The following is a 24,034-nucleotide window of genomic DNA, read 5'->3' on the forward strand; positions in this document are numbered from 1 at the left end:
AGCCGGGTTAGGCTTTCACCCCGTGCCTTCCGACCCCTCCTCCCCCATGGAGTCCGCTCTCACGCGCCCCGGAGCCCGCCCGGCGACCGTGTCGATGCTCACCTTGTCGACCTTCGTCATCGGGTCGATGGTGGGAGCGGGCGTGTTCTCGCTCCCCGCTGGTTTCGCGGCCGAGACCGGGGTCGCCGGGACGCTCATCGCGTGGGCGGTCGCGGGCGGGGGCATGCTCGCGCTCGCCTTCGCGTTCCAGCTTCTGGCCAATCGTCGGCCGGATCTCGACGCGGGTGTCTACAGCTACGCGCGAGCCGGTTTCGGGAGGTACCTCGGATACTTCTCGGCGTTCGGCTACTGGGCCAGCGCGTGCGCGGGCAACGTCTTCTACTGGGTGTTCATCACCTCCACCCTCGGAGCGGTGTTCCCGGCCCTCGGCGCAGGCGACACGGTGGCAGCCGTGGCCGTGTCCTCGGCGGGGCTCTGGCTGTTCTTCATCCTGATCCGCCGCGGAGTGCGATCGGCGGCCGCCGTCAACCGCGTCGTCAGCATCGCGAAGACGCTGCCGATCGTCGTGTTCGTCATCCTCTGCGCCACCGTCTTCGATCCCGCGGTGTTCGCCGCCAACTGGGCGGGCCCGTCGGGCGCTCCGCTGTGGGACCAGATCCGCGCCACGATGCTCGTCACCGTCTTCGTCTTCATCGGTCTCGAGGGCGCGAGCGTCAACTCGCGGCACGCCCGGTCGCGCCGCGACGTGGGCCGCGCGACCCTCCTCGGCTTCCTCAGCGTGCTTGCGGTGTTCGCGTCGGTGACCATCGTCTCGTTCGGCGTGCTGCCGCGGGAGGAGATCGCCGCTCTGCCCGAGCCGTCGCTGGGCGGAGTCCTGGAGACGATCGTCGGCCCGGCCGGTGCAGTCTTCATCGGCGCATCCCTCATCGTCGCCGTGCTCGGCGCGTACCTGTCGTGGACCCTGATGGCCGCGGAGGTCCTGCTGGAGGCGTCGCGGTCGGGCGATCTCCCGAGATTCCTCTCGCGGACCAATGCCGACGACACGCCGGTCGGTGCGCTCCTCCTGTCGACGACGCTGGTGCAGGTGCTGCTGGTCGTGGTCCTCTTCGCCGAGAACGCGTTCTCGGTGGCACTCGATCTGACGAGTGTCCTCGTGCTGATCCCGTTCGTCCTCTCGGCCGGGTACGCGCTCAAGCTCACCGTCACCGGCGAGACCTATCGCCCGGGCGATCGTGCGCGGATGCGCGACCTCGTCGTCGCCGTGATCGCGACGGCGTACACGACGTTCCTCCTGATCGCTGCCGGAGCGCACTACCTCCTGCTCTCGCTGCTGATCATCGTGCCGGGCACAGCACTCTTCGCCGCGGCGCGTCGGCGCGCCGGAGCCCGCGTCTTCACGCGCATCGAATGGGTGATCTTCGGCGCGTCGGTGCTCGGTGCCGTGTGCGCCGTCGTGCTGCTGGCGACCGGTCGCATCACCCTCTGACGCGCGCCCCCGACGAGGAGGCCGAGACGCGTCAGGACGTCGCGGCGGGCGTCGTCGGCGCGGCGACGGGGAAGAGCTGCTCGAGCAGCTGACCCGTCCAGGCGATGAGATCCGCATCGCCGAGCACGGTGCCGCCTGCCGTCGGCAGCGGGACCACGAGGGCTTCGCCGCCGGCGAGGAGCTTGGCCTTGGGGTACAGCCGCTGCAGTCGGATGCGCATCGACTCGGGCAGGCGCGCCGGCGCGACCCGCAGGTTCGGCCCCATCGCGACGACGTCGGTGAGCCCCGACTGGGCGGCCCGACGACGCAGACGAGCGACCGCGAGCAGTCCCTCCACTTCGGCCGGCGGGCGGCCGTACCGGTCGGTCAGCTCCTCGACGACGAGATCGATCGCGTCATCCTTCGCGCTGACGGCTGCCGCAGCCGACAGCTTCTGATAGGCCTCGAGGCGCAGGCGCTCGCTGTCGATGTAGTCCTCGGGGATGCGCGCCGCCACGGGGAGCTCGAGCCGCAGCTCGGCCGGCCCGTCGACCTCCTCGCCCCGGAAGGTCGAGACGGCCTCGCCGATCATCCGCAGGTAGAGGTCGAATCCGACACCGGCGATGTGACCGGCCTGCTCGGCGCCCAGCAGGTTGCCCGCGCCACGCAGCTCGAGGTCTTTCAGCGCGACCTGCATGCCCGAGCCGAGGTCGTTGTTGACCGCGATCGTCTCGAGCCGGTCGGCGGCGGTCTCGCTCAGCGGCTTGTTCTCGTCGTACAGGAAGTACGCGTAAGCGCGCTCGCGCCCGCGCCCGACCCGGCCGCGCAGCTGGTGCAGCTGGCTCAGTCCGTACTTGTCGGCACGGTCGATGATGATGGTGTTGGCGTTCGAGATGTCGAGTCCGGTCTCGACGATCGTCGTCGAGACGAGGACGTCGGCACGCCGCTCCCAGAAATCGTCCACGACCTGCTCGAGCTGGTGCTCCCCCATCTGGCCGTGCGCGACGGCGATGCGCGCCTCGGGCACCAGCTCACCGAGCTGCGCCGCGACCCGCTGGATCGACTGCACGCGATTGTGCACGAAGAACACCTGGCCCTCGCGCAGCAGCTCACGTCGGATGGCCGCCGCGATCTGCTTGTCGCTGCGGGGTCCGACATAGGTCAGGATCGGATGCCGCTCCTCGGGCGGGGTCGCCAGGGTCGACATCTCGCGGATGCCGGTCACGGCCATCTCGAGCGTGCGCGGGATCGGCGTCGCGCTCATCGCGAGGATGTCGACGCCGGTCTTCAGCTTCTTCAGCGAGTCCTTGTGTTCGACACCGAACCGCTGCTCCTCGTCGATGATGAGGAGCCCGAGATCCTTGAAGGCGACCTTCTCGGTCAGGATGCGGTGGGTGCCGATGACCATGTCGACGGTGCCGTCGGCGAGCCCGTCGACCGTCTCGCGGGCCTGCTTCGCAGTCTGGAACCGCGACAGGGGGCGCACCTTGACCGGGAATCCGGCGAAGCGCTCGGTGAACGTCTCGAGATGCTGCTTCGCGAGAAGCGTGGTCGGGACCAGCATCGCGACCTGCTTCCCCTCCTGGATCGCCTTGAACGCGGCGCGGACGGCGACCTCTGTCTTGCCGAACCCGACGTCGCCCGAGAGCAGGCGATCCATCGGGATCGGCTTCTCCATGTCGGCCTTGATCTCGTCGATCGTCTGCAGCTGGTCGGGCGTCTCCGCGAACGGGAACGCCTCTTCGAGCTCGCGCTGCCACGGGGTGTCGGGCCCGAACGCGTGACCCTTCGACGCCATGCGGGCCGAGTACAGCTTGACGAGCTCGACGGCGATGTCACGAACGGCCTTGCGCGCCTTGCCCTTCGCGGCCGCCCAGTCGCTGCCGCCCATCTTCGAGAGCACCGGCGCCTCACCACCGACATAGCGCGAGAGCTGGTCGAGCTGATCGGTCGGCACGAAGAGCTTGTCGCCGGGATAGCCGCGTTTGGCGGGCGCGTACTCGAGCACGAGGTACTCGCGCTGCGTCTTCACCGCGTTGCGTCCGCCACTCGATACCTCGCGCTGCACGAGCTCGACGAACTTTCCGATGCCGTGGGTCGAGTGGACGACGACGTCACCGGGCTTGAGCTGCAACGGATCGACGACGTTGCGCCGTCGTGTCGCGAGCTTCTTCACCACGCGGCCGTCACTGCCGATCGTGCGCCCGTAGAACTCGCTCTCGGTCAGGACGGCGAGCTTCGCCTCCGCCGACTCGAAGCCGCGCTCGAGCGACGCGACGACGCAGACCGCGACGGCCTCGTCGGCCAATTCGGCGACCCCATCGCTCGTACGTGCGGCGATGCCGCGCTCGGCGAGCACGTCGCGGGCACGGTCGACGAGCCCGGGACCGGACGCGCACACCACGACGCGCCAGCCGCGCGAGAGGAGGTCACCGATATGAGCAGTGGCGCCGTCGACGTTGCCCTGGAAAGACGGCACCGCACTGCCGTCGATGCGCAGGTCGTCGCCCGTGTCGGTCAGCCCCTCGTCCGCGGCATCCGCTGCTCCCGAGTCGAACGCACTGAGCGTCCACCACACGCCGGAGCGTTCACGCATCGCCTCGCGCAGCGCGGGGAGCGTCAGGAAGTCGCCCGCGCCGAGATCGACCGGGCTGTCCGCCCCGGCGGTGGCCGCGCTCCACGCCGCCTCGAGGAACTCACGGTTCGTCTCGCCGAGCGTGCGCGCCCGAGTGCGCGAGCGCTCGGGATCGACCAGCGCGATCGCGGAGCCTCGGGGCAGGTAGTCGACGAGCGGCACGACCCCCTCCGCCAGCGCGGGCAGGAGCGACTCCATCCCCTCGACGGGGATGCCCTGCGACATCTTCTCGAGCATGCCGGTCAGGCTGGGGAACGTCGGCGCCATCGCCGCAGCGCGCTCGCGGACGGCCGGCGTCAGGAGCAGCTCGCGGGCCGGAAGCAGCTCGGCCTTCTCGACCTCGCCCGGGAGCGACCGCTGGTCGGCGATCGAGAACGCGCGGATCTGGTCGACCTCGTCACCGAAGAAGTCGATGCGCAGCGGGTGGTCGGCCGCGGCCGGAAAGACGTCGAGGATGCCGCCGCGCACGGCGAACTCGCCGCGGCGGGAGACCATGTCGACACGGTGATAGGCGAGTTCGACGAGACGGCGGACGACCTGCTCGAGGTCGCTCCCGCGCGTGCCCACCGTGAGCGAGATCGGCTCGGCGTCGGTCAGGCCCGCGGCAAGCGGCTGCAGAGCGGCGCGCACCGAGGCGGTGATGATCAACGGCGTGCCGCCATCATGGGCCGCTGCACGGCGGAGCACGGCGAGCCGACGCCCCACCGTCTCGGGGCTCGGGCTCAGACGTTCGTGCGGCAGGGTCTCCCAGGCGGGGAAGTGAACGATCTCGGCCTCGGGGACGAGACACTGCAGCGCAGCACCGAGCGTTTCGGCGCGACGACCGGTGGGCGCGACGGCGAGGACGACAGCGGGTCGGCCCTCGCTCCGGCGCTGCTCGAGCAGCGCGGCGAGGAGCGGGGCGTCGAGGCCGTCGGCCAGCGAGTAGTCGACGCTGCCGACCGCACCGGATGTCACCGCCTCCCGGAAGGAGTCAGCCTGCGAAAGGGCGCGCACGATCCCGGGAACTGTCACCACAGAAGCCTACCGCCGGCCGCCGACACGGGCGCCTCGCCGTGCCCGGGCAGCGTGCTCAGCGCGGTGCGTGAAAGCGCTGCTGCGCGGCGAGGAGACCATCACCCACGACCGCCTCGACCGCGTCCGCAGCATCCGAGACAAGGATGCCGAGCGTCTTGCGCTCGGTCGCCGAGAAGGGGTCGAGCACCCAGTCGGCCGGATCCTGGGACCCCGTGGGCCGCCCGATCCCGACGCGGACACGCGCGAACTCGGGGGTGCCGAGCGCCTTGGCGATGTCACGGACGCCGTTGTGGCCGCCGTGGCCGCCGCCCGTCTTGAGCTTGATGGTGTCGAAGGGGATGTCGAGCTCGTCATGGACCACGACGACGTGGTCCGGGTCGACGCCGTAGAAGGAGGCCAGCGCAGCCGCGGGGCCTCCCGAGACGTTCATGAACGTCTTCGGCTTGGCCAGCACCATCTTGGCAGCACCGGGCCGGAGCCAGGACTCGGCTGCCCAGGAGTTGGCCTTGTGCGAACGAAGCGTCTCACCGCGCCGGCTCGCCAGTTCGTCGATGACCATCTGGCCGATGTTGTGCCGGGTCGCCTCGTAGCGCGGCCCCGGATTGCCGAGACCGATGATGAGCCAGGTATCCGCCATGGCGCGCCTTTCGAACGACGGAGCCCGTCCTCACGAGGTGAGAACGGGCTCCGCAGGGGTGAGTATTACTCGGACTTCTCGTCGCCCTCAGCCTCGTCGGACTGCTCGGCGGCGGTCGCCTCGTCGGCGGCCTCGATCTCGTCGACGGCGGCGAGCGTCGCTGCGGGGACCGACACGGCGACGACGAGCGTCTCAGGGTCGGTCACCAGCGTGGCGCCGCGGGGCAGCGTCAGGTCGGCGGCCGTGATGCGCGCGCCGTCCTCGAGGCCTTCGACGTCGACCTCGACGTTGGTGGGGATGTGGGTGGCCTCGACCTCGAGCGTGATCGACGACGCGTCCTGCGTCGCGATGGTGCCCGAGAACGGCTCGCCGGTGACGACGACGGGAACGTCGACCTGGACCTTCTCGCCCTTCTTCACGACGAGGAGGTCGATGTGCTCGATGATCTGGCGCACGGGGTCGCGCTGGACGTCCTTGACGAGGACCAGCTGCTCCTTGCCGTCGATGGTCAGCTCGATGACGGCGTTAGCGCGGCGGACGAGCAGCAGCATCTGGTGGCCCGGCAGGGCGACGTGCACGGGGTCGGTGCCGTGCCCGTAGATGACGGCGGGGATCTGACCGGCGGCACGCAGACGGCGGGCGAAGCCCTTGCCGAAGTTGGTGCGCGTCTCTGCAACGACCTTGGTGTCGGTCTCGATGGACATGCGTTTCTCCTTGTGGGCCCGGGGCCCTGCTCAGCGGTATGCGGGTTCGACGCGAACGCGAGCGCGTGGAGAGGAAACGTCCTGCACACACCCTCGTCGATCACGGATCCCGGTTCCCGCACAGCGGGCACGCGGCATCCCTCGCCGAAGTACACCCCTACTCTACCAGCGCTGGGTAGGGTGGGTGAGACGTCGTCTACGCCCGGAGGAAAAATGGAATACGGCTGGTTCTCTCACGTGCTTCTGTGGGTCATCGGAGCGATGACGCTCGGGTCGATCGTCTCCGTCAGCCTCGCGCTTTCGTGTCGAGTTCAGGCGGGCCAGACCGCGACGACGACCTTGCCGGACGCCTCCGAGTCCCTCGCCGTCGCGAACGCCTCGACGATGTCGGCGGCGTCGACGACGTGGGTGATCACCTGCTCGATCTCGGGTCGCTCGTCGAGGAGGCGCACCGCCTCGTCGATCTCGTCCTTGAAGCGGAACGTGCCGACGTAGACGACCTCCTTGGAGATGAAGGGCGCCAGGTTGACCGGTCGCGGCTCGTTGGGGACCATGCCGACCTGTACGACGCGCCCCGCCGGCCGCACGGCGCGCAACGCGGCGGACACCGACGCCGCGACGCCCGAGCACTCCAGCACGACGTCGTAGGCGTCGGCGGGGGGCTGCTCCGTGGTGACGTCGAACGTTCGGGTCGCGCCGAGTCGGCTCGCACGGTCGAGGGGTCCTGCCAGCACATCGGTGGCGTGCACCTCCGCCGCCCCGGCAGCGGTCGCCGCTGCCACCGCGAGCAGTCCGATCGGCCCGGCACCGGTCACGAGGACCCGCGCACCCGCGACGTCGCCTACTTTGCTCAGCCCGTGCAGGGCGACCGCGAGCGGCTCGGCCAGCACGGCACGACGGACCGGCAGCGTCGGCGGGAGGGGTCGCACCATGGACCGATCGGCGACGATGAGCTCGGCGAGGGCGCCCTGGGTGTGCGGCGTCGTCGAGGCGCTGCCCAGATACGCTCCGCCCGGCCAGAGGTGCGGGTCGTCGGCGATCGCCTCGACCTTGCGGCCGAAGGTGGCGGGGTGAAGCGTCACGGGCGTGCCGGACTCCCACTCCCCGGTCGGATCGAGATCGATGCGGCCGCTGAGCTCATGCCCCGGGATCAGCGGCTCCCTCACGACGAAAGCCCCGTTGGCACCCTCGTAGTAGTAGTGGAGGTCGGACCCGCAGATGCCGACGAAGTCCACCCGGATCCGCACCTCTCCCTCGCCGGGCGACGGCTCGGGGACGTCCGAGATCTCGATGTGCTGTTTTCCATGGATGTGCGCTGCGCGCATGGCGGTCCTTCCGGATCAGACGACGGCGGTCATGCCGCCGTCGACGAAGATGTTCTGCCCCGACACGAAGCTCGAGGCATCCGAGCAGAGGAAGAGCAGGGCCCCATCGAGCTCGCTGAAGTCGCCCCAGCGCTGTGCCGGGGTGCGCTGCGTGAGCCACGCGCTGAAATCGGCGTCGTCGACGAGGGCGCGGTTCATCTCGGTCGCGAAGTAGCCGGGCGACAGCGCGTTCACCTGCACGTTGTGTCGAGCGAGGTCGGCCGCCATCCCCTTCGTGAGCTGCGCTACCGCGCCCTTGGTCGCCGAGTACGGCGCGATCGTCTGGCGCGCCAGCGCCGACTGCACCGAGGCGATGTTGACGATCTTCCCCGACCCGCGCTCGACCATTCCCGGGGCCACGAAGCGCGCGACGTAGAAGACGCCGTTGAGGTTGGCCGCGACGATCTCGTCCCAGTCGGACACCGAGAACTCCGCGAAGGGGGCCCGCCGCTGGATCCCCGCGTTATTGACGAGGATGTCGGGCACCCCGACCTCGGCGACGATGGCCGCGACCCCCGCCTCGACGGCAGCGGCATCCGTGACGTCGAAGACCGCCGCCACCGGTTCCGGCGAACCGGCTTCGGCGGCCTCACGCCGCGTGCGCTCGACCGCCTCGGCATCACGGCCGTGCACGACGACACGTGCGCCTTCGCGGGCGAGCGCGAGCGCGAGGGAGCGCCCGAGCCCGCGCGACGAGCCCGTCACGAGGGCGACGCGTCCGGTCACATCGAACAGAGAGGACATCGGAACTCCTTAACGTCAGGGCAGAGCCGTCAGCAGCGGCTCAGATGAGGGACGCGAGCCCGAACAGACCGAGCACGAGCACGAACGCGGTCACGGACTCGATGGCCTGCTGCACGGTCCACGTCTTCAGGGTCGTCTTCACGTCCATGCCCATGAGGCGGCCCACGAGCCAGAAGCCCGAGTCGTTGACGTGTCCGGCGAACACCGAGCCGGCCGCGGTGGCCAGGACGATGGCGGCCACCTGGAGCGGGTTGAAGTCACCCGCAGCGACAGCCGGCGCCGCGAGGCCTGCTGCCGTCACCAGAGCGACGGTGGCCGACCCCTGCGCGAGGCGGATGATGACGGCGATGACGTATGCGGCCACGATGATCGGCAGGCCGAGGTCGGACAGCGTGTCGGCGAGCGCGTCGCCGATGCCCGAGGCGCGCAGGACGCCGCCGAACATGCCGCCGGCGCCGGTGATGAGGATGACCGAGGCGACAGGACCGAGAGCCGAGTCGACGACCTTCTCGAGCGCCGTGCCGTTCTCGCCGCGGCGCGTGCCCAGCACGAAGGTCGCGACGATGACGGTGATGAGCAGAGCCACGAAGGAGTTGCCGAGGAGCACCAGCACCTGGACCCACAGGTCGTCCGTCGACACGGCGCCGGCGGAGGCGAGGGTCGTGAGCCCCGTGTTCATGAAGATGAGGAACATCGGCAGGAGCAGGAGCAGGACGATCGTCAGCGGACGCGGCGGGTTCGCCGGCTGGTCGTCATCCTTCTCGCCGAAGAGAGCCGGCACCGGCAGCGGGATGCGCGCGGCGATGAACTTGCCCCACAGGTAACCGGAGACGTACCAGACGGGGAAGACGACGACGAGGCCGAGGAGAAGGACGAGACCGAGGTTGGCTCCGTACGCCTCGGTCGCCGTGACGGGGCCGGGGTGCGGCGGCAGGAAGACGTGCATGACGGAGAACGCCGCGGCGGCGGGGATGCCGAAGAGCAGGACGTTCGCCTTCGAGACGCGGCGGGCGATCGCGAAGATGATCGGGAGCATCATCACCAGGCCCGCGTCGAAGAACATCGGGAAGCCGAGGATGAGCGAGGCGATGCCGAGCGCGAAGGGTGCTCGCTTCTCGCCGAAGACCTCGACGAACTTGTCGGCGAGCGCCTTGGCGCCGCCGGAGTGCTCGATGAGCCTGCCCAGCATCGCGCCGAGGGCGACGAGGAGGGCGACTCCGGCGAGTGTCCCACCGAATCCATCGGTGAGCGTCTTCGCGATCGCCGAGACCGGCACCTGCGCGACGAACGCGGTGAGCAGCGAGACGATGATCAGCGTCAGGAAGGCGTGGACCTTGCAGACGATGATCAGGAACAGGATGAGGGCGATCGCGCCGACTGCGATGAGCAGCAGCGGTCCGGCACCCAGGGTCTGGGTCCAGTCTTCCATCGGTATCTCCGTTGATGTCGGGAAGCGGACGACCGAGGGCTGAGCCCCGCGGATCGTCCCGCGTTAGGATTCGAGCTGCCCCGTGCCACGGCAGCGGAGCAGAGCGATCCTCGCACAATGATCGTATTTTTTACAACCACTGATCGTATTTATCGGAGGCGTCATGGCGCAGGCATCCCACGGATCCGTGCTCGACGCGCTCGGCCTGCGCATCGCCTCGGGCGAACTCGCCCCCGGATCGGTGTGCACTCTGGCCGACCTCGAAGCCGAGTTCGGGGTCTCCCGCACCGTCATCCGCGAAGCGGTTCGGGTGCTGGAGGCGATGGGGATGCTCTCGTCGCGCCGACGCGTCGGTCTCACCGTGACGCCGACGAACGAGTGGAGCGCGCTCGATACCCGCCTCATCGGCTGGCAGCTCGCATCACCGCGCCGCGACCACCAGATCGTCGTGGTGAACGAGCTGCGGTCCGCCGTTGAGCCGATCGCCGCACGACTGGCCGCCCAGCGCGGCACCGACGTGCAGCGCTCGCAGCTCCTCGGCCTCGCGGCGCGTCTCGAGGAGCTCGGTCGCAGCGGCAAGGGCGCATCGCCGGAGTACCTCGAGGTCGACATCCAGTTCCACGACCTCATCCTCGACATGAGCGGCAACCTCATGCTCGCCGCGAACAAGGCGGCGATCGCCGCCGTCATCGCCGGGCGCTCCGACGTGGGACTCACTCCCGCGATCCCCTACGAAGCGGCGCTCGACAACCACGTGCGCACCGCCGCGGCGATCGCGCGCGGCGACGCCGACGGTGCGGAGCGCCACACCCGTGGCTACGTCGACGCGGTCCTCAGCGAGGTCCGGGCGCTGGTGTGACCAGGCCGTCGGGCTGCTCGCCGCGCAGCGCCGCCAGCAGCGCATCGATCGACTGATCCGTCATTCGCTGCACGGCACCGCTCGTGTGCCCTCCCGCATGCGGCGTCGCCACCACGCCGGGATGCCCGACGAGCGGCGAACTGGACGGCGGCTCGGTCTCGTAGACATCCACGGCGACCCCGTGGAGGCGCCCCTCGTCGAGTGCGCGGCGCGCCGCGGCCTCGTCGAGCAGGCCGCCTCGCGCGGTGTTGACGACGATCGCTCCCGGCGGCAGCAGGCTCAGTCGGCGCGCATCGAGCAGATGACGGGTCTCGGGCAGCAGCGGGACGTGCAGACTCACCACATCGCTGCGGCGGCACAGCTCGTCGATGCCGACCCGCTCGACCCCGGCCTGCGCGAACGCCTCGTCGGGCAGCATCGGGTCGTACGCGACCACCTCCATACCGAGCCCTCGCGCACGCTCGGCGACCAGGCGGCCGATGGCGCCGAAGCCCACGACCCCCGCGGTGGTGCCCGTGAGCTCCTTGCCCTCGAGGCGCGGCCACTCCCCCGCACGCACCGCCTCGTCGAGCCGCGGGATGCCCCGCGCTGCGGCGAGCACGAGGCCGATCGCGAGCTCGGCGACCGCGATCGCGTTCGCGCCGGGAGTCCGAGTGACCATGACGCCTCTCGACGCGGCGGCGTCCAGGTCGACCCGGTCGACACCCACCCCGTAGCGAGCGAGAACACGCAATCGGGGCGCGGCCGCGAAGACGGCCCCGTCGTATTCGTCGAGCCCGGCGATGATGCCGTCGACATCGGCGACGAGCGGGATGAGCTCCGCCGCCGTGAGTGGCCGCCCGTGAGGATTGAGGATAACCTCGCCGACCTGCTCGCGGAGGCGGCGGAGCGATGCGCCGTGCGGGTCGCGGCACAGAGACGTCGGCGTCACCAGGACCTTCATCGGACTGCCTCGAACGATCCGGGCACCGTGCGCTGATACTGATCGAGGTACCGGGCGAACCCCTCGTCGTATCGATCTCGGTGCTGCTCACGAGGCGTGATCGTCCGCACCTCGACGTCGTCGAAGGCCGGATGCCGCAGGTCGAGCCCGCTCGCGAGCATCCCCATCCGCACCGCACCGACGATCGAGGTGTGCTGCTGCGCCGAGACCTGCATCTCGACCCCGAACACGTCGGCCGTGAGCTGCGTCCAGAACGGCGACGACAGGACGCCGCCGGAGAGGACGATGCGACGAGGCGTCCCACCGAGGGCGGTGAGCTCCTTGTAGCAGTGGTAGAGCGAGTACACGATGCCCTCGAGCACCGACTGGTACATGTCCACGCGCGAGTGTGCCGGCGCGAGATCGACGAAGCCGCCGCGGCGCTGGTCCTGCCAGCCCGGGCTCCGCTCGCCGAACAAGAAGGGCAGGAAGACGGGCAGGTCGACCCGGTCGGTCGACAGCGACGGCTCGATGTCGAGGTAGTCGGTCGAAGCCCCGAACAGGCGGTCGCGCGCCCAGTCGACGCAGTTGCCGCATCCCGAGGTCGCTGCGCCGCTCAGCGCACCGAGCGGCGAGCGGTACGACCAGGTGCTCAGCGTGGGCGAGAACGCCGGATGACGCGACGCGACGCGGAGGGCGCCGCTCGTCCCCATCGAGAAGGTCATCTCGCCGGGCTCGGTCGCGAGGTCGCCGATCTGGTTCAAGCCGCCGTCCGGGCCGGGGGTGAGCACCGGGATGCCCGCGGCGAGTCCGAGGAGCACCGCGGCCTCGGCCGACAGGGGCGCCGTGGCAGTGGTCTCGTGCAGCTCGGGCAGCCGGACGCGACCGAGATCGAACCGGTCGATGACCTCGCTGTCCCACGTCGCATCGGTGGCGGAGAGCAGCCCGCTGCCTGAGGCCAGGGAATCGTTCGTCCAGACCTCACCCGTCATCCGAGCGAAGATGAGGCTGGCCTGGTCGAGGGCCAGCAGCCCGTCGATGTCGAGCCCCTGCGCACGGAGGTGCTGAAGTTTGAACACGGGATAGATGGCATTGACCATGCAGCCCGTGCGCTCGTAGAACCACCACGTGAAGTCGTCGTCCGCACGGAGGGCGGCGCTGAGGTCCTGCGCGCCGGTGTAGGGCCACTCCATCACCGGGGTGACCGCCGAGAGGTCGTCGGAGCGAAGGGTGAGGCCGTGCCACGTGCCGCTCAGCACGATGAGGTCGATCCGCTGGCCGGCTGCGGCCTCGCGACCGAGGGCCATGAGCTGGATGTAGATCGCGTCGGCATCTCGGACGGCCGAATCGGGCCCATCGACTTCGAACCGGCGGCTGCGAACGGCGACCGCGCCGGTGTCCGTGTCGAAGAGCATGGTCTTCGCCGAGGTGGTGCTGGCTTCGAGAGCGAGGATCTTCATAGGGGCCCATCGTCGGGTGTCCGGCGGGCAGCAGCGTCGCCGAGACTCAATGATATGATCATTCGGCCGACGATGGACACCCCGAGGAGAAACATCATGGTCGCTGTTCTCGATCAGATCGCCCGCCACCGCCTCGTTCCGGTCGTCGTGGCCGACACCGCCGACGAGGGCCTGTTCATCGCCGCTGCGCTCGCCGAGGGCGGGCTCCCGGTGGCCGAGATCACTTTCCGCACCCCCGCAGCACCGGCCGCCATCGAAGCCATCGCCGAACGAGGCGACGTGCTCGTCGGCGCGGGCACGATCGTCTCGCCCGCCCAGGTCGACACCGCCGTCGCCGCCGGTGCCCGCTTCCTCGTCTCCCCCGGCTTCCACCCCGCGGTCGCCGACCGCGCCGCCGACCTCGGGGTTCCCCTCATTCCCGGAGCCGTCAGCGCGAGCGAGATCATGGGGGCGCTCGCGGCCGGGATCACCACGGTCAAGTTCTTCCCCGCCGAGACCTCGGGCGGCCTCCCCGCCCTGCGTGCTCTCGCCGGCCCCTTCGGCGACCTGCGGTTCGTGCCGACCGGCGGCATCGACGCCACGAACCTCGACGCCTATCTCGCGCACCCGCAGGTGACCGCCGTCGGCGGTTCGTGGATGCTGCCGCGGACCGCCGTCCGAGCACGCGATGCCGCCGCCATCACCCGCGCCGCATCCGACGCGGTCGCACGTGTCGACGCCTTGTCGCAAGCCGCTCCGGCCGGCCTGCCGAACGGATAAAGTGGCGAGAGAGCCGGGCTCTCTCGCAGCACCTGGCCACCCCACCCGCACGCGAACCTGGAGCTACGCATGGCGTCGACCCCCTCACCGACAGGACCCTCGACCGATCAGGATCAGGCGCCGCACGAAGCGGCCACGGTCCACGAGGGCGCCCCGCGTCCCGAGGAGGTCGACCGCCCGACCCCCGACGAGAGCAGCGCTCCCGCCGAGGCCGGGTCCGGCTCCGCGAACATCGGTGTGGTCGGACTCGCCGTCATGGGCTCGAACCTCGCCCGCAACCTCGCGAGCCGCGAAGGGAACACGGTCGCCGTGTTCAACCGGTCGCGTTCGAAGACCGACGAGCTCATCGAGACTCACCCCGAGGCGGACTTCATCCCCGCCTTCTCGTACGAGGAGTTCGCGGCGAACCTACAGAAGCCGCGCACCGCGATCATCATGGTCAAGGCGGGTCGCCCCACCGACGCCGTCATCGACGAGCTCATGCGGGTGTTCGAGCCGGGCGACATCATCGTCGACGGCGGCAACTCGCTGTTCACCGACACCATCCGTCGTGAGAAGGCGGTCCGCGAGGCCGGCTTCAACTTCGTCGGCATGGGCGTCTCCGGTGGTGAGGAGGGTGCCCTCCTCGGGCCCTCGCTCATGCCCGGAGGCCCCGACGAGTCGTGGGTGACCCTCGGCCCCATCCTGAAGTCGATCGCCGCGGTCGCCGAGGGCGAGCCGTGCGTGACGCACGTCGGCCACGACGGCGCCGGCCACTTCGTGAAGATGGTGCACAACGGCATCGAGTACGCCGACATGCAGCTCATCGCCGAGGCCTACGACCTCATCCGCCGCGGCACCGGCAAGACGCCCGCCGAGATCGCCGACATCTTCGCCGAGTGGAACCGCGGCGAGCTCGAGTCGTACCTCATCGAGATCACCGCCGAGGTGCTGCGTCAGACGGATGCCGCCACCGGTCAGCCCCTCGTCGACGTGATCGTCGACCAGGCCGGTGCCAAGGGCACCGGCGCGTGGACCGTGCAGACCGCGCTCGACCTCGGCGTGCCCGTCTCGGGCATCGCGGAGGCCGTCTTCGCGCGTTCGCTCTCGAGCCACCGCGAGCAGCGCGACGTGTCCGGCTCGCTGCCCGGCCCTGACGACGCGTCGTTCACGGTCGAGGACGCCGACGCCTTCATCGAGCAGGTGCGCCTCGCGCTCTACGCCTCCAAGATCGTCGCCTACTCGCAGGGCTTCGACGAGATCCGTGCCGGCGCTGCCCAGTACGGCTGGAACATCGACCTCGGCGCGGTGTCGAAGATCTGGCGCGGCGGCTGCATCATCCGCGCGCAGTTCCTCAACCGCATCGCCGACGCGTACGCGACCGGCGACGAGCTCCCCGTCCTGCTGACCGCGCCGTACTTCGTCGAGGCGCTCGGCCGCGCCCAGGACGCGTGGCGCCACGTCGTGCAGGCCGCGGCCGGCGCCGGCATCCCCGCTCCCGCCTTCAGCTCGTCGCTGTCGTACTACGACGGCCTGCGTGCGGAGCGCCTGCCGGCAGCCCTCATCCAGGGCCAGCGCGACTTCTTCGGTGCGCACACCTACAAGCGCATCGACAAGGACGGCACCTTCCACACGCTGTGGTCGGGAGACCGTTCCGAGGTCGAGGCCGAAGACACGCACTGACCCCACTCCTGAGGTCACGAGGCCCCGTCGAGCATCTCCGCTCGGCGGGGCCTTCGCTGTACGCGACGACGAGACGTCAGAGCCAGTCGTTGCGCTTGAAGATCCCGTAGAGACCGGCGCTCAGGAGCACCATCAGCCCGAGCGCCATCGGGTAGCCCCACGGTTGGTCCAGCTCGGGCATGAATCTGAAGTTCATGCCATAAACGCTCGCGACGAACGTCGGGGCGAATCCGATCGCCGCCCACGACGAGATCTTCTTGACCTGTTCGTTCTGGCGCACCTGGACGACGGTGAGGTCAGCCATCTTCTCGTCCAGCCGCTGGTTGACGAGGGTCGCGTGGATCGTCAACGCGTCGTCGAGCGTGTGTCGCATCGACTGCACGCGCTCCGCCACGTACTGCGCGCGGCCGCGGACGTCGTCCCATCCGGCCGGTTCGGCGCCGGCCGCGGCATCCGTGAGGGTCGAACCGAGCCGCGTCAGGACGTCCGGCAGCGGCGTCGTGGCGTGAGCGAGGTCGATCACCTCCCGCTGCAGGTCGAAGATGCGCCTCGACACTCCGGGGTCGTCGCCGAACAGCTGATCCTCGATCTCGTCGATGTCGTTCTCGACGCCGTCGAGCACGTCGCGGTAACCGGTCGTGACGAGTTCCGCGAGTACCCACATGACGGATGCCGGGCCGCGGCGGAGCAGGTCGGGGTGGCTGTCGAGACGACCCTGGAGCTCGCTGAGGTCGATGCGATCCGAGCGCGTCACGGTCACGATGAGGTGCGGTGCGAGGAACACGTCGATCTCGTCGCAGCGGACCGTCTCGGAGGCATCGTCGTAATGCGCGGGCTGCAGCACCACGAAGGCGTGGTCGCCGTACCGCTCGAAGATCGACCGCTGATGCGGGCGGAGGGCTTCCTTGACCGCGATGGGAGATACCCCCAGCTCGACCGCGTGAGACTCGATCTGCGCGTCGTCGACGTCGATCAACGCGACCCACGCGAAGCCGCCCCGTTCGCGCGCGAGCACCGCGGCGTCGCGCGGCGCCAGACCGTCGCCGATCCGCGACCCGTCGACATACACCGCCGCCTCAACGTTCGTCATGACGTCACCGTATGCCACATCCCGAGCTCACAGCGCGCACATAGCATCGTCCATAGCTTCTCCATAGCGAACGCCTCACAATGGGCTCATGACCACTCCCGCTCCCACGGCACTGCAGCGTCCCGACGGCTCCCCGCTGCGCATCCTCGTCGTCGACGACGAGCAGATGCTCACCGATCTGCTCTCGATGGCACTGAAGATGGAGGGCTGGGAGGTCCGCTCCGCGGCATCCGGCTTCGAGGCGCTCTCGCTCGCCCGGGAATTCGAGCCGGACGCCATGGTGCTCGACATCATGATGCCCGACCTCGACGGGATGTCGGTGCTGCAGCGCCTTCGTCAGTCCGGCGACGATGTTCCCGTGCTGTTCCTCACCGCGAAGGATTCCGTGGGCGACCGCGTCGCTGGGCTCACAGCGGGCGGCGACGATTACGTCACGAAGCCCTTCAGTCTCGAGGAGGTCGTCGCACGGCTGCGGGGTCTCATGCGGCGCGCCGGAACCGCGACAGCCGGTGGCGCCGACCCCGTGCTACGCGTCGGGGACCTCACGCTCAACGAGGACTCGCACGAGATCGAACGCAGCGGGACGAGCATCGAGCTCACCGCCACCGAGTTCGAGCTCCTGCGCTACCTCATGCGAAACCAGCGCCGCGTGGTGTCGAAGGCCCAGATCCTCGACCGCGTGTGGAACTACGACTTCGGCGGGCGATCCTCGGTCGTCGAGCTCTACATCTCGTACCTGCGCAAGAAGATCGATGCGGGTCGCGAGCCGCTCATCCACACCGTGCGGGGTGTCGGCTACATGATCAAAGCTCCGCAGTGACGTCCGCCCCGGATGGCGCCGGCGCGCACGGGCGCACGGACCGGCGCGCCCGCAAGCGCTGGACGCTGCAGACGCGGCTGATGGTCACGGTGGTCGGTGTCGTCGCGCTGACGCTCATCTCGAGCGCCGTCGGGCTCGCGACCACGATCGGAACTGTGCTGGTCTCAACCGTCACCACCAACGCCGAATCGCTCACGCGCGGGCTCAAACTCTTCGACAGCAGCGGCTACGTCGTGCGTGTGCGCTCCGCGGAGGAGACGATCGCCGGCACGACGGGTCTCCCGTATGGTTACACGCTGCTGGTGCAGGACCCGCGCGGTCCCGTCACCGGCGCGACCTTCGACGGCGACGAGGGAGTGCGCAGCCTCACGACCGCGGAGCTCAACGATCTGGCTTCGACCGACCTCAGCGCCCTTCCGGCGACGATCGAGATCGGCGATCTCGGCGCGTTCCGCGTCGTGTCGTTCAAAGCGGGCGACATCACCGGGCTGGGTGCTCTTCCGCTCGCACAGGTCGATACGACTGTCGCAATCGTCGTCACCACGATCACGATCGTGACCGTCGGCGGCCTGCTCCTCCTCAGCGCGGCGATCGCGGTTGTCATCCAGCGCTCACTCCGGCCGTTGCGCGTTGTGGCTGACACCGCGACGAGGGTCGCGTCGCTCCCCCTCGCGCAGGGCGCTGTCTCCATCACCGAGCGCGTGCCCGCAGAGGAGACCGACGACCATGATGAGATCGGCCGCGTGGGCGCCGCCCTCAACACGCTGCTCGACCATGTCGACGCATCCCTCATCGCACGCCAGCGCAACGAGGAGCGCATGCGGTCGTTCGTCGCCGACGCCAGCCACGAGCTGCGCACCCCGCTCGCCTCGATCCGCGGATACTCGGAGCTCTCGTTGCGCGCGATGCGCCAGGGCGTGCCCGGGGTCGAAGAGACGACGACGGCCGCCCTCGAGCGCATCCAGGCGCAGTCGCTGCGCATGACCAGGCTCGTCGAAGACCTGCTGCTCCTCGCCCGCCTCGACGAGGGCCAGGAGCTCGTCTACGGCACCGTCGACCTGACGGCGCTCGCGGTCGATGCCGTCGCCGACGCGCGTGCCGCGGGCCAGGACCACGAATGGCGCTTGGACGTCGGCGACGATCCGGTCATCGTCGCCGCGGATGCCACCCGCATCACGCAAGTCGTCGCGAACCTCTTGGCGAACGCCCGCGTGCACACCCCGGCGGGGACCACCGTCACCACCTCCGTGCGCGTTGCGGACGGCACGGCGATCCTGTCGGTGCACGACGACGGCCCGGGTATCGACCCCGCCGTGGCTGACGAAATCTTCGAACGCTTCTCACGCGGTGATCGCTCCCGCGCGCGTCAGACCGGCGGCACAGGGCTGGGCCTGTCGATCGCGCGCGCGATCGTTGCCGCGCACGGAGGCTCGCTCACCGTGCAGAGCGAGCCCGGCTCGACCACCTTCGAACTGCGCCTGACCGCGAGACCGGCCGCCCCGGAGACGGGCGAGCCGTCGGATGCCGGGACGGGACCGACCACGAATGAGCAGGCGAGCGGAACGCAGGACATGCCGTGACGCTCGGTGAGCCGCGGATCGTGGCGGTCCGCCGCGGGCGGGTGCAGCCGTCCAGCTCATGGATCTACGTCTGGGTCGACGCGGCGACAGGCGACATCGCCTACGTCGGTGCGACACCGTACGACCCAGCGCTCCGCACTCACCTGCACCTCGAGAGCGACGATGCGCAGCTGGGCAGAGTACGAGCGACCGTAGACGGATATGCGGAGCGCGACTTCGACGTTCTCGCTTTCGAGCTCGCCGCCGACATCGAACGCGCTGAAGCGAAGGACCTCCTCAAGCGCCGTCTCCGCGGGGATGCCAGCCCGTCGCCGACGGATGCATCGACGGCGCTGTGGCGCGCGGTGGATGACATCGCACGTGCTGTCGAACACCGTTGTTCCGAGATCGACGGGCGCGGTCGGGCGGGCGGCTGAGCCGGTCGGCGATTCCTCCCCAGGGGTGGGGTCTGACGAGTTTTGCATTTCGTAGCTATGTTCGATGTGAATGTCTGACCCGGCTGCCACAATGGGAACATGTCAGCGAACAGGGGTGGCGGCTCGGACGAGATCGAGGTCTCGCCGCACGGCCCCGCGATCGCGGCTTACGGCGAGGCGCTCGCGCTGGTGCATGACGCGGATGTCGCTTCGGTGCGGGCTCTGGCCGAGCTGGGCCGGTCCGCGTTGCGTGAGGCGCGCCGTGACGGAGTGCGTGGGATGGCCTCGGACATGGAGCTGCGGTCGGTCGCGGCTCAAGCTGCGGGGCTGGCCCGGCGGACCGACCGGCGCCTGCAGGCCGACATCGACCATGCGCTGACGATCGTCGACGATTACCCGACCGTCTTCTCGGCGTGGGAGGAGCGGCGGATCACCCGCGACCACGTCGACGCGGTCGTCACAGCGGGGACCGGGCTGCCCGATGAGGTGCGGGGCGAGTTCGAGGTCGCGGCGATCGCGGTGTGCGAGCGCGACATCGCCACCCGGGTGAAACCGGCGCTGCGTGCCCTCGCGGAGAGACTTCATGAGCGCACGTTCACCGACCGGCACCGCGACGCCGCCGCCGGGCGGTGTGTGCGGGTCTCACACGGAACGGACGGGATGTCGGATGTCATCGCGACCGTCCCGACCGTGATCGCGGTGGGCATGCTCGACCGGCTCACGCAGATGGGACAGTCCGTCAAGGACGCCCGGACCGTGGGTGCGGATGCGGGTGCGGGTGCGGGTGCCGGGGCGGATGCCGCCGGGGCGGATGCCGTCGGGGCGGGCGAGCCCGCCGATACGCGGACGATGGATCAGCTGCGGGCCGACATCCTCGGCGACCTGGTGCTCGGCGGGGCGCCGGTCGTTGACCCGACGTATGGGATCGATCGGGCTGGTGGGCTCGGGGCGATCCGGGCACGCGTGCAGGTGGCGGTCACCGCCGAGACGTTGATGGGGCGCGACGAGAACCCCGCCGAAGCCGTTGGGGCCGGGCTCGTCGATGCTGACACCGTGCGGCAGCTCGCCGGGCAGGTCAGCGAGTGGGACCGGCTGTTCATCGACCCCGTCACCCGGACGCCGGTTGAGATCGACACCTACCGGCCGACCGCGTCGATGAAGAAGCTCCTGATGGCTCGGGATCAGCACTGCCGGTTCCCGGGATGCCGGCGGGCCGCGATCCGCTGCGAACTCGACCACACGATCGATTACGCCCTCGGTGGGCACACCCACATCTTCAACCTCGCCCACCTCTGCCAACGACACCACTCCATGAAGCAGTTCACCAAGTGGGAGGTCAGGCAGGTCGGCGGCGGCGTTCTCGAATGGACCTCACCCCTGGGCAGGGTCTACCGCGAAGACGTCCCCATACCCGCGGTGTGCTTCACCATCGACACCTCCGGCCCACCGCGATCTCGCGTCGGATCCGGCGGGCCGCCGCCGGATCTCGCTCCACCCTTCTGATGCGTCGCGACCCTTCTGATGCGTCGCGCGATCTCGACACGCACTGCGAATTCAGTATCCGGCGAAGGCGTCCGTGGTGAGCGACCGCGCTTTCGAGAGCGCCGGGGCGAGGTCGGCGATGAGCCGCGGCGGTCCCGAGATGAACGCGTGCCGTTCGGTGAGGTCCGGCACGAGCGTGGCGAGAGATGCCGCGGTCAGCCGCGCCCCGCCCGTCCACGTCCAGTGGTCGGGCAGGTTCCGAGGCTCGTCTCGCGTCACGACCATCACCGGGATCTCCGCAGCGATGATGTCATCGCGGAAGGCCAGCTCGTCGGCATCCGATGCCACGTAGACCATGACGACATCCCGCCGCTCCCCCGCCAGACGCATCTCGCGCAACTGCGACACGAACGGGGTCACCCCGATGCCGGCCGCGACGAGCAGCACCTTGGCATCGGTCCGTGCGGGCAGCACGAAATCGCCCCACACGCCGGTGACGGGCAGATCGCGACCGGGCTCGACCAGTGCGAGCGCCTTCTTATAGCTCGACTGCGAACCCTCGCGGATAGCGATCCGCACCTCCGGCAGCTCCGCGGGCGCCGAGACGATCGAGAACTCGCGTCGGGTCCCCCGCGCATCGGGGCGACGGTGCGGCACTTCGAGCTCGAGGTATTGACCCGGGCGGAATCGGAAACCCCGGTGCGCCCGAAAGGTCAGCTCGCGAACGGACGGAGTCAGGGCTGTGCGCTCGACGAAGGTCAGCCGCACCGCGGCGCGGTACGCGAAGAAGAACGCCAGCAGGTTGCCGATCAGCAGCGCACGCTCCTGCCCGAGGCTCACGTCGCCGACGAGGATCGGCCATCCCGCGAGAGCCCCCACGAGAGCCGCGACCGCGTACTGCTGCCGCCGACGCGGCGGCAGGGTCAACGGCTCCGACAGCATGAACGCGCCGAGGAACAGGAACGGCGACGACCACAGCACCTGCGCGATGACGGACGCGTCGACGGGGAGCGACACCTGCGCGTACTGCACGAACGTCCGCACGAGCGCGACGGCCACCGCGACGATGAGGAAGACCGCGACCACCCGCACCTTCTCCGTGCGCACGAGCACCAGCCCGCCGAGCACGATGACCGGCACGGCCAGCACAGGCGAACCCACCCACCATGCGGATGCGCCGAGGTCGGGGAACGGGATGCTGAGCACCGTCAGCACGGTCGCGCCCGCCGCCGCGGGGTTGAAGATGTGCCGCCCGCGCCAGGCCAGCAGGTACTTCGAGGCCGAGGCCACCGCTCCCGCGACGGCGAGCCCCAGGAGTCCGACCGGCTCGAGCGTCGGGCGCAGGACGAACAACAGGATGAGCGCGGTGATGAGCGCCGACTCGATGCGCCAGGTGCGACCGAGCATCCGCTGCGCAACGGCATCGACCGCGATGATCGCGACGGCCAGCACGATGAGCGACACCGGCAGCGCGAGCGGGTCGCCGGCGATCTGACCCACGAGAGTGAGCACGAAAGCGATCACCGCGAGCGCGGAGAGTGCGACGAGGACGAACCGGTACATCGACACTCGCCCGAGCGCGCCGACGGTCCGATTCCGAAAGGCTGTCAGGGACGTCATACGAACAACTCCGCTTCGCAGTGAGGTGACCATTCGACGGAACCGTCGGTGCGCATCCGCACCCACGATGCCCCCTGCGCCTGCGCGAACCGCGGGCCGCCGTCGAAGAAAAGGGCGGTGGCGACGGCATCCGCCGTCATCGCATCGGCGGCGACCGCCCACGTCGCCGCGTACTCCCGCACCGACTCACCCGTACGGGCGTCCAGCACGTGGTGCAACCCGTCGCCCCACGCGCGGCGGTTGGTCGCCGAGGCGCACAGCGCCCCGGAATCCAGCGTCCAGACGCCCACCGCTCGCGACGGATCGTACGGATGCTCGAGCGCGACCCGCTGCTGCACCCCGTCGATCGCCAGGTCGCCGCTCGCGTCGACGACGAGCCACCCCGTGGTCCGCTGCCGCAGTTCTGCCCGGACGAGATCGACGAGGCGCCCCTTTCCGACGGCGCCGACGTCGATCGTGGCGGGACGGTGCAGGGTCAGGCTGTCTCCGGAGAGGTCGACGACCTCCCGCCAGCGCTGAGGCGCAGCCGCTGCGCCGCGGTCGCGCATCGAGTACGAGGCATCGTAGCCGCGTCGGGCGAGCGCGTCACCGACGAGCGGGTTGATGGAGCCGTCCGTGGCATCCGCCAGCTCGTCGTACAGCCCGAGCATGGCCTCAGCATCTCGCGGCGCCGCTACCGTCCCACCAGTCGCGAGCCGACTCACGGTCGAGTCCGCGCGGAACCGCGACCAGTCCCGGTCGAACGCGTCGACCAGCGCCAGGACGGCCGCACGATCGGCGTCTCGCACCGGCGCCTCGCTGTCGATGCGCCACGCAGTGCCGATGGCCTCGAAGTCCCACCGGCCGGGCGCGACAGGCGCAGGGATCATGCCGCCGCGTCGGTACGGATCTCCTCCACGGCGGCGTTGAAGCCACCGCTCGTGAGCGATGAGCCGGCGACACGATCGACCTTCACCTCGTCGAGGCTCTTGCCGACGACCGCATCCGAGATGCCGCCGATGAACTGCGACTGGTACTGCTTGCTCTCGCGGCGGGTCGGCTCGCCCGTGACCTCGACAGCGGTCACGGCATCGGACGCGATCGTGAGCTCAACGGTGATCGTCTCGGGTCCCTCGGGCGTCTGGTACGTACCCTCAGCCGTGTAGGTGCCGTCCGTGTACGTGCCGCCGGTTGCGCCCGCCCCACCGGCCGAGCCGGTCGATCCGGTCGCGGGTGTCGCGTCGGCGGACGGCGTCGAGCCGGAAACGGTCTGCTCGGCGTCGGCCTGTCCGGCGCAGCCCGCGAGAAGAGCGAGGCCGGCGACGGATGCCGCCGCAGCGGTGACGCGGAGCGAACGGGGTACGGCAGTGGCGCGGATCATGGCGGGTCC

The 24,034-nt window shown here is 69.9% G+C and carries 20 protein-coding genes; 8 read left to right on the top strand and 12 right to left on the bottom strand.

The features are described 5' to 3' along the window. Positions 1-46 precede the first annotated feature (46 nt). Positions 47-1,486 carry a basic amino acid/polyamine antiporter gene (locus VC184_RS08715; RefSeq protein WP_112618011.1) on the top strand — a complete coding sequence of 480 codons (1,440 nt, stop codon included), beginning with the start codon at positions 47-49 and terminating at the stop codon, positions 1,484-1,486. 31 nt (positions 1,487-1,517) lie between these two features. Here the strand turns inward: VC184_RS08715 and mfd are convergent, their stop codons facing one another. The 6 genes from mfd to VC184_RS08745 form a co-directional block, all read right to left on the bottom strand. After that, on the bottom strand, positions 1,518-5,114 hold the full coding sequence (gene mfd, locus VC184_RS08720; protein WP_323985788.1) for a transcription-repair coupling factor: 3,597 nt from the start codon (positions 5,112-5,114) through the stop codon (positions 1,518-1,520). 58 nt (positions 5,115-5,172) lie between these two features. Continuing rightward, positions 5,173-5,754 carry an aminoacyl-tRNA hydrolase gene (pth, locus tag VC184_RS08725; protein WP_323985789.1) on the bottom strand — a complete coding sequence of 194 codons (582 nt, stop codon included), beginning with the start codon at positions 5,752-5,754 and terminating at the stop codon, positions 5,173-5,175. Positions 5,755-5,819: 65 nt separating this feature from the next. Continuing rightward, positions 5,820-6,458 carry a 50S ribosomal protein L25/general stress protein Ctc gene (locus VC184_RS08730; protein ID WP_323985791.1) on the bottom strand — a complete coding sequence of 213 codons (639 nt, stop codon included), beginning with the start codon at positions 6,456-6,458 and terminating at the stop codon, positions 5,820-5,822. Positions 6,459-6,769: 311 nt separating this feature from the next. Next, the gene (locus VC184_RS08735; protein ID WP_274177999.1) at positions 6,770-7,783 is read right to left on the bottom strand and encodes a zinc-binding dehydrogenase; all 1,014 of its coding nucleotides are present in this window, start codon (positions 7,781-7,783) and stop codon (positions 6,770-6,772) included. 15 nt (positions 7,784-7,798) lie between these two features. Then, the gene (locus tag VC184_RS08740; RefSeq protein WP_112618007.1) at positions 7,799-8,566 is read right to left on the bottom strand and encodes a glucose 1-dehydrogenase; all 768 of its coding nucleotides are present in this window, start codon (positions 8,564-8,566) and stop codon (positions 7,799-7,801) included. 40 nt (positions 8,567-8,606) lie between these two features. Further along, the gene (locus VC184_RS08745) at positions 8,607-9,995 is read right to left on the bottom strand and encodes a GntP family permease (protein WP_274178000.1); all 1,389 of its coding nucleotides are present in this window, start codon (positions 9,993-9,995) and stop codon (positions 8,607-8,609) included. A 163-nt stretch (positions 9,996-10,158) separates the two neighbouring features. On the opposite strand from VC184_RS08745, the gene VC184_RS08750 reads away from it, so the two are divergent. After that, a complete protein-coding gene (locus VC184_RS08750) occupies positions 10,159-10,854 on the top strand; it encodes a FadR/GntR family transcriptional regulator (protein WP_114589581.1) in 696 nt (231 codons plus the stop codon). On the opposite strand, the gene VC184_RS08755 is transcribed toward VC184_RS08750, so the two are convergent. Further along, positions 10,829-11,785: a phosphoglycerate dehydrogenase gene (locus VC184_RS08755; RefSeq protein ID WP_274178001.1), complete on the bottom strand. Its 957-nt coding sequence runs from the start codon at positions 11,783-11,785 to the stop codon at positions 10,829-10,831. The genes VC184_RS08750 and VC184_RS08755 overlap by 26 nt on opposite strands. A gap of 8 nt (positions 11,786-11,793) precedes the next feature. Beyond that, on the bottom strand, positions 11,794-13,236 hold the full coding sequence (locus tag VC184_RS08760; protein WP_274178002.1) for a gluconokinase: 1,443 nt from the start codon (positions 13,234-13,236) through the stop codon (positions 11,794-11,796). A gap of 96 nt (positions 13,237-13,332) precedes the next feature. Here VC184_RS08760 and eda point away from each other — a divergent pair, with 96 nt between their 5' ends. Together eda and gndA are read left to right on the top strand one after the other, a co-directional pair. Further along, complete coding sequence (gene eda, locus VC184_RS08765) at positions 13,333-13,995, top strand: bifunctional 4-hydroxy-2-oxoglutarate aldolase/2-dehydro-3-deoxy-phosphogluconate aldolase (protein ID WP_274178003.1); 663 nt, start codon at positions 13,333-13,335, stop codon at positions 13,993-13,995. 69 nt (positions 13,996-14,064) lie between these two features. Beyond that, entirely contained in the window at positions 14,065-15,657 is a 1,593-nt protein-coding gene (gene gndA / locus VC184_RS08770) for an NADP-dependent phosphogluconate dehydrogenase (RefSeq protein ID WP_323985792.1), read from the top strand. 76 nt (positions 15,658-15,733) lie between these two features. Here the strand turns inward: gndA and VC184_RS08775 are convergent, their stop codons facing one another. Next, a complete protein-coding gene (locus VC184_RS08775; RefSeq protein WP_323985793.1) occupies positions 15,734-16,747 on the bottom strand; it encodes a magnesium and cobalt transport protein CorA in 1,014 nt (337 codons plus the stop codon). Positions 16,748-16,835: 88 nt separating this feature from the next. On the opposite strand from VC184_RS08775, the gene VC184_RS08780 reads away from it, so the two are divergent. The 4 genes from VC184_RS08780 (at position 16,836) to VC184_RS08795 (ending at position 21,066) form a co-directional block, all read left to right on the top strand. Then, positions 16,836-17,567, top strand: coding sequence for a response regulator transcription factor (locus VC184_RS08780; RefSeq protein ID WP_274178006.1), 732 nt, complete (start codon positions 16,836-16,838; stop codon positions 17,565-17,567). Further along, positions 17,564-19,147 carry a sensor histidine kinase gene (locus VC184_RS08785; protein ID WP_323985794.1) on the top strand — a complete coding sequence of 528 codons (1,584 nt, stop codon included), beginning with the start codon at positions 17,564-17,566 and terminating at the stop codon, positions 19,145-19,147. Before VC184_RS08780 ends, VC184_RS08785 begins: the two co-directional genes overlap by 4 nt. Continuing rightward, a complete protein-coding gene (locus VC184_RS08790; RefSeq protein WP_282501039.1) occupies positions 19,144-19,563 on the top strand; it encodes a hypothetical protein in 420 nt (139 codons plus the stop codon). The genes VC184_RS08785 and VC184_RS08790 overlap by 4 nt, the downstream gene beginning before the upstream one ends. A gap of 99 nt (positions 19,564-19,662) precedes the next feature. Continuing rightward, on the top strand, positions 19,663-21,066 hold the full coding sequence (locus VC184_RS08795) for an HNH endonuclease signature motif containing protein (protein WP_323985795.1): 1,404 nt from the start codon (positions 19,663-19,665) through the stop codon (positions 21,064-21,066). 51 nt (positions 21,067-21,117) lie between these two features. Here the strand turns inward: VC184_RS08795 and VC184_RS08800 are convergent, their stop codons facing one another. The 3 genes from VC184_RS08800 to VC184_RS08810 are packed head-to-tail and all read right to left on the bottom strand — an operon-like array spanning position 21,118 to position 24,025. Continuing rightward, positions 21,118-22,665 carry an FAD-dependent oxidoreductase gene (locus VC184_RS08800; RefSeq protein ID WP_323985796.1) on the bottom strand — a complete coding sequence of 516 codons (1,548 nt, stop codon included), beginning with the start codon at positions 22,663-22,665 and terminating at the stop codon, positions 21,118-21,120. After that, on the bottom strand, positions 22,662-23,534 hold the full coding sequence (locus VC184_RS08805; protein ID WP_323985798.1) for an FAD:protein FMN transferase: 873 nt from the start codon (positions 23,532-23,534) through the stop codon (positions 22,662-22,664). Before VC184_RS08805 ends, VC184_RS08800 begins: the two co-directional genes overlap by 4 nt. After that, positions 23,531-24,025: an FMN-binding protein gene (locus VC184_RS08810; RefSeq protein ID WP_323985799.1), complete on the bottom strand. Its 495-nt coding sequence runs from the start codon at positions 24,023-24,025 to the stop codon at positions 23,531-23,533. Before VC184_RS08810 ends, VC184_RS08805 begins: the two co-directional genes overlap by 4 nt. Positions 24,026-24,034 lie beyond the last annotated feature (9 nt).

This window comes from Microbacterium plantarum (genome assembly GCF_035231185.1).
GTDB lineage: Bacteria > Actinomycetota > Actinomycetes > Actinomycetales > Microbacteriaceae > Microbacterium > Microbacterium plantarum.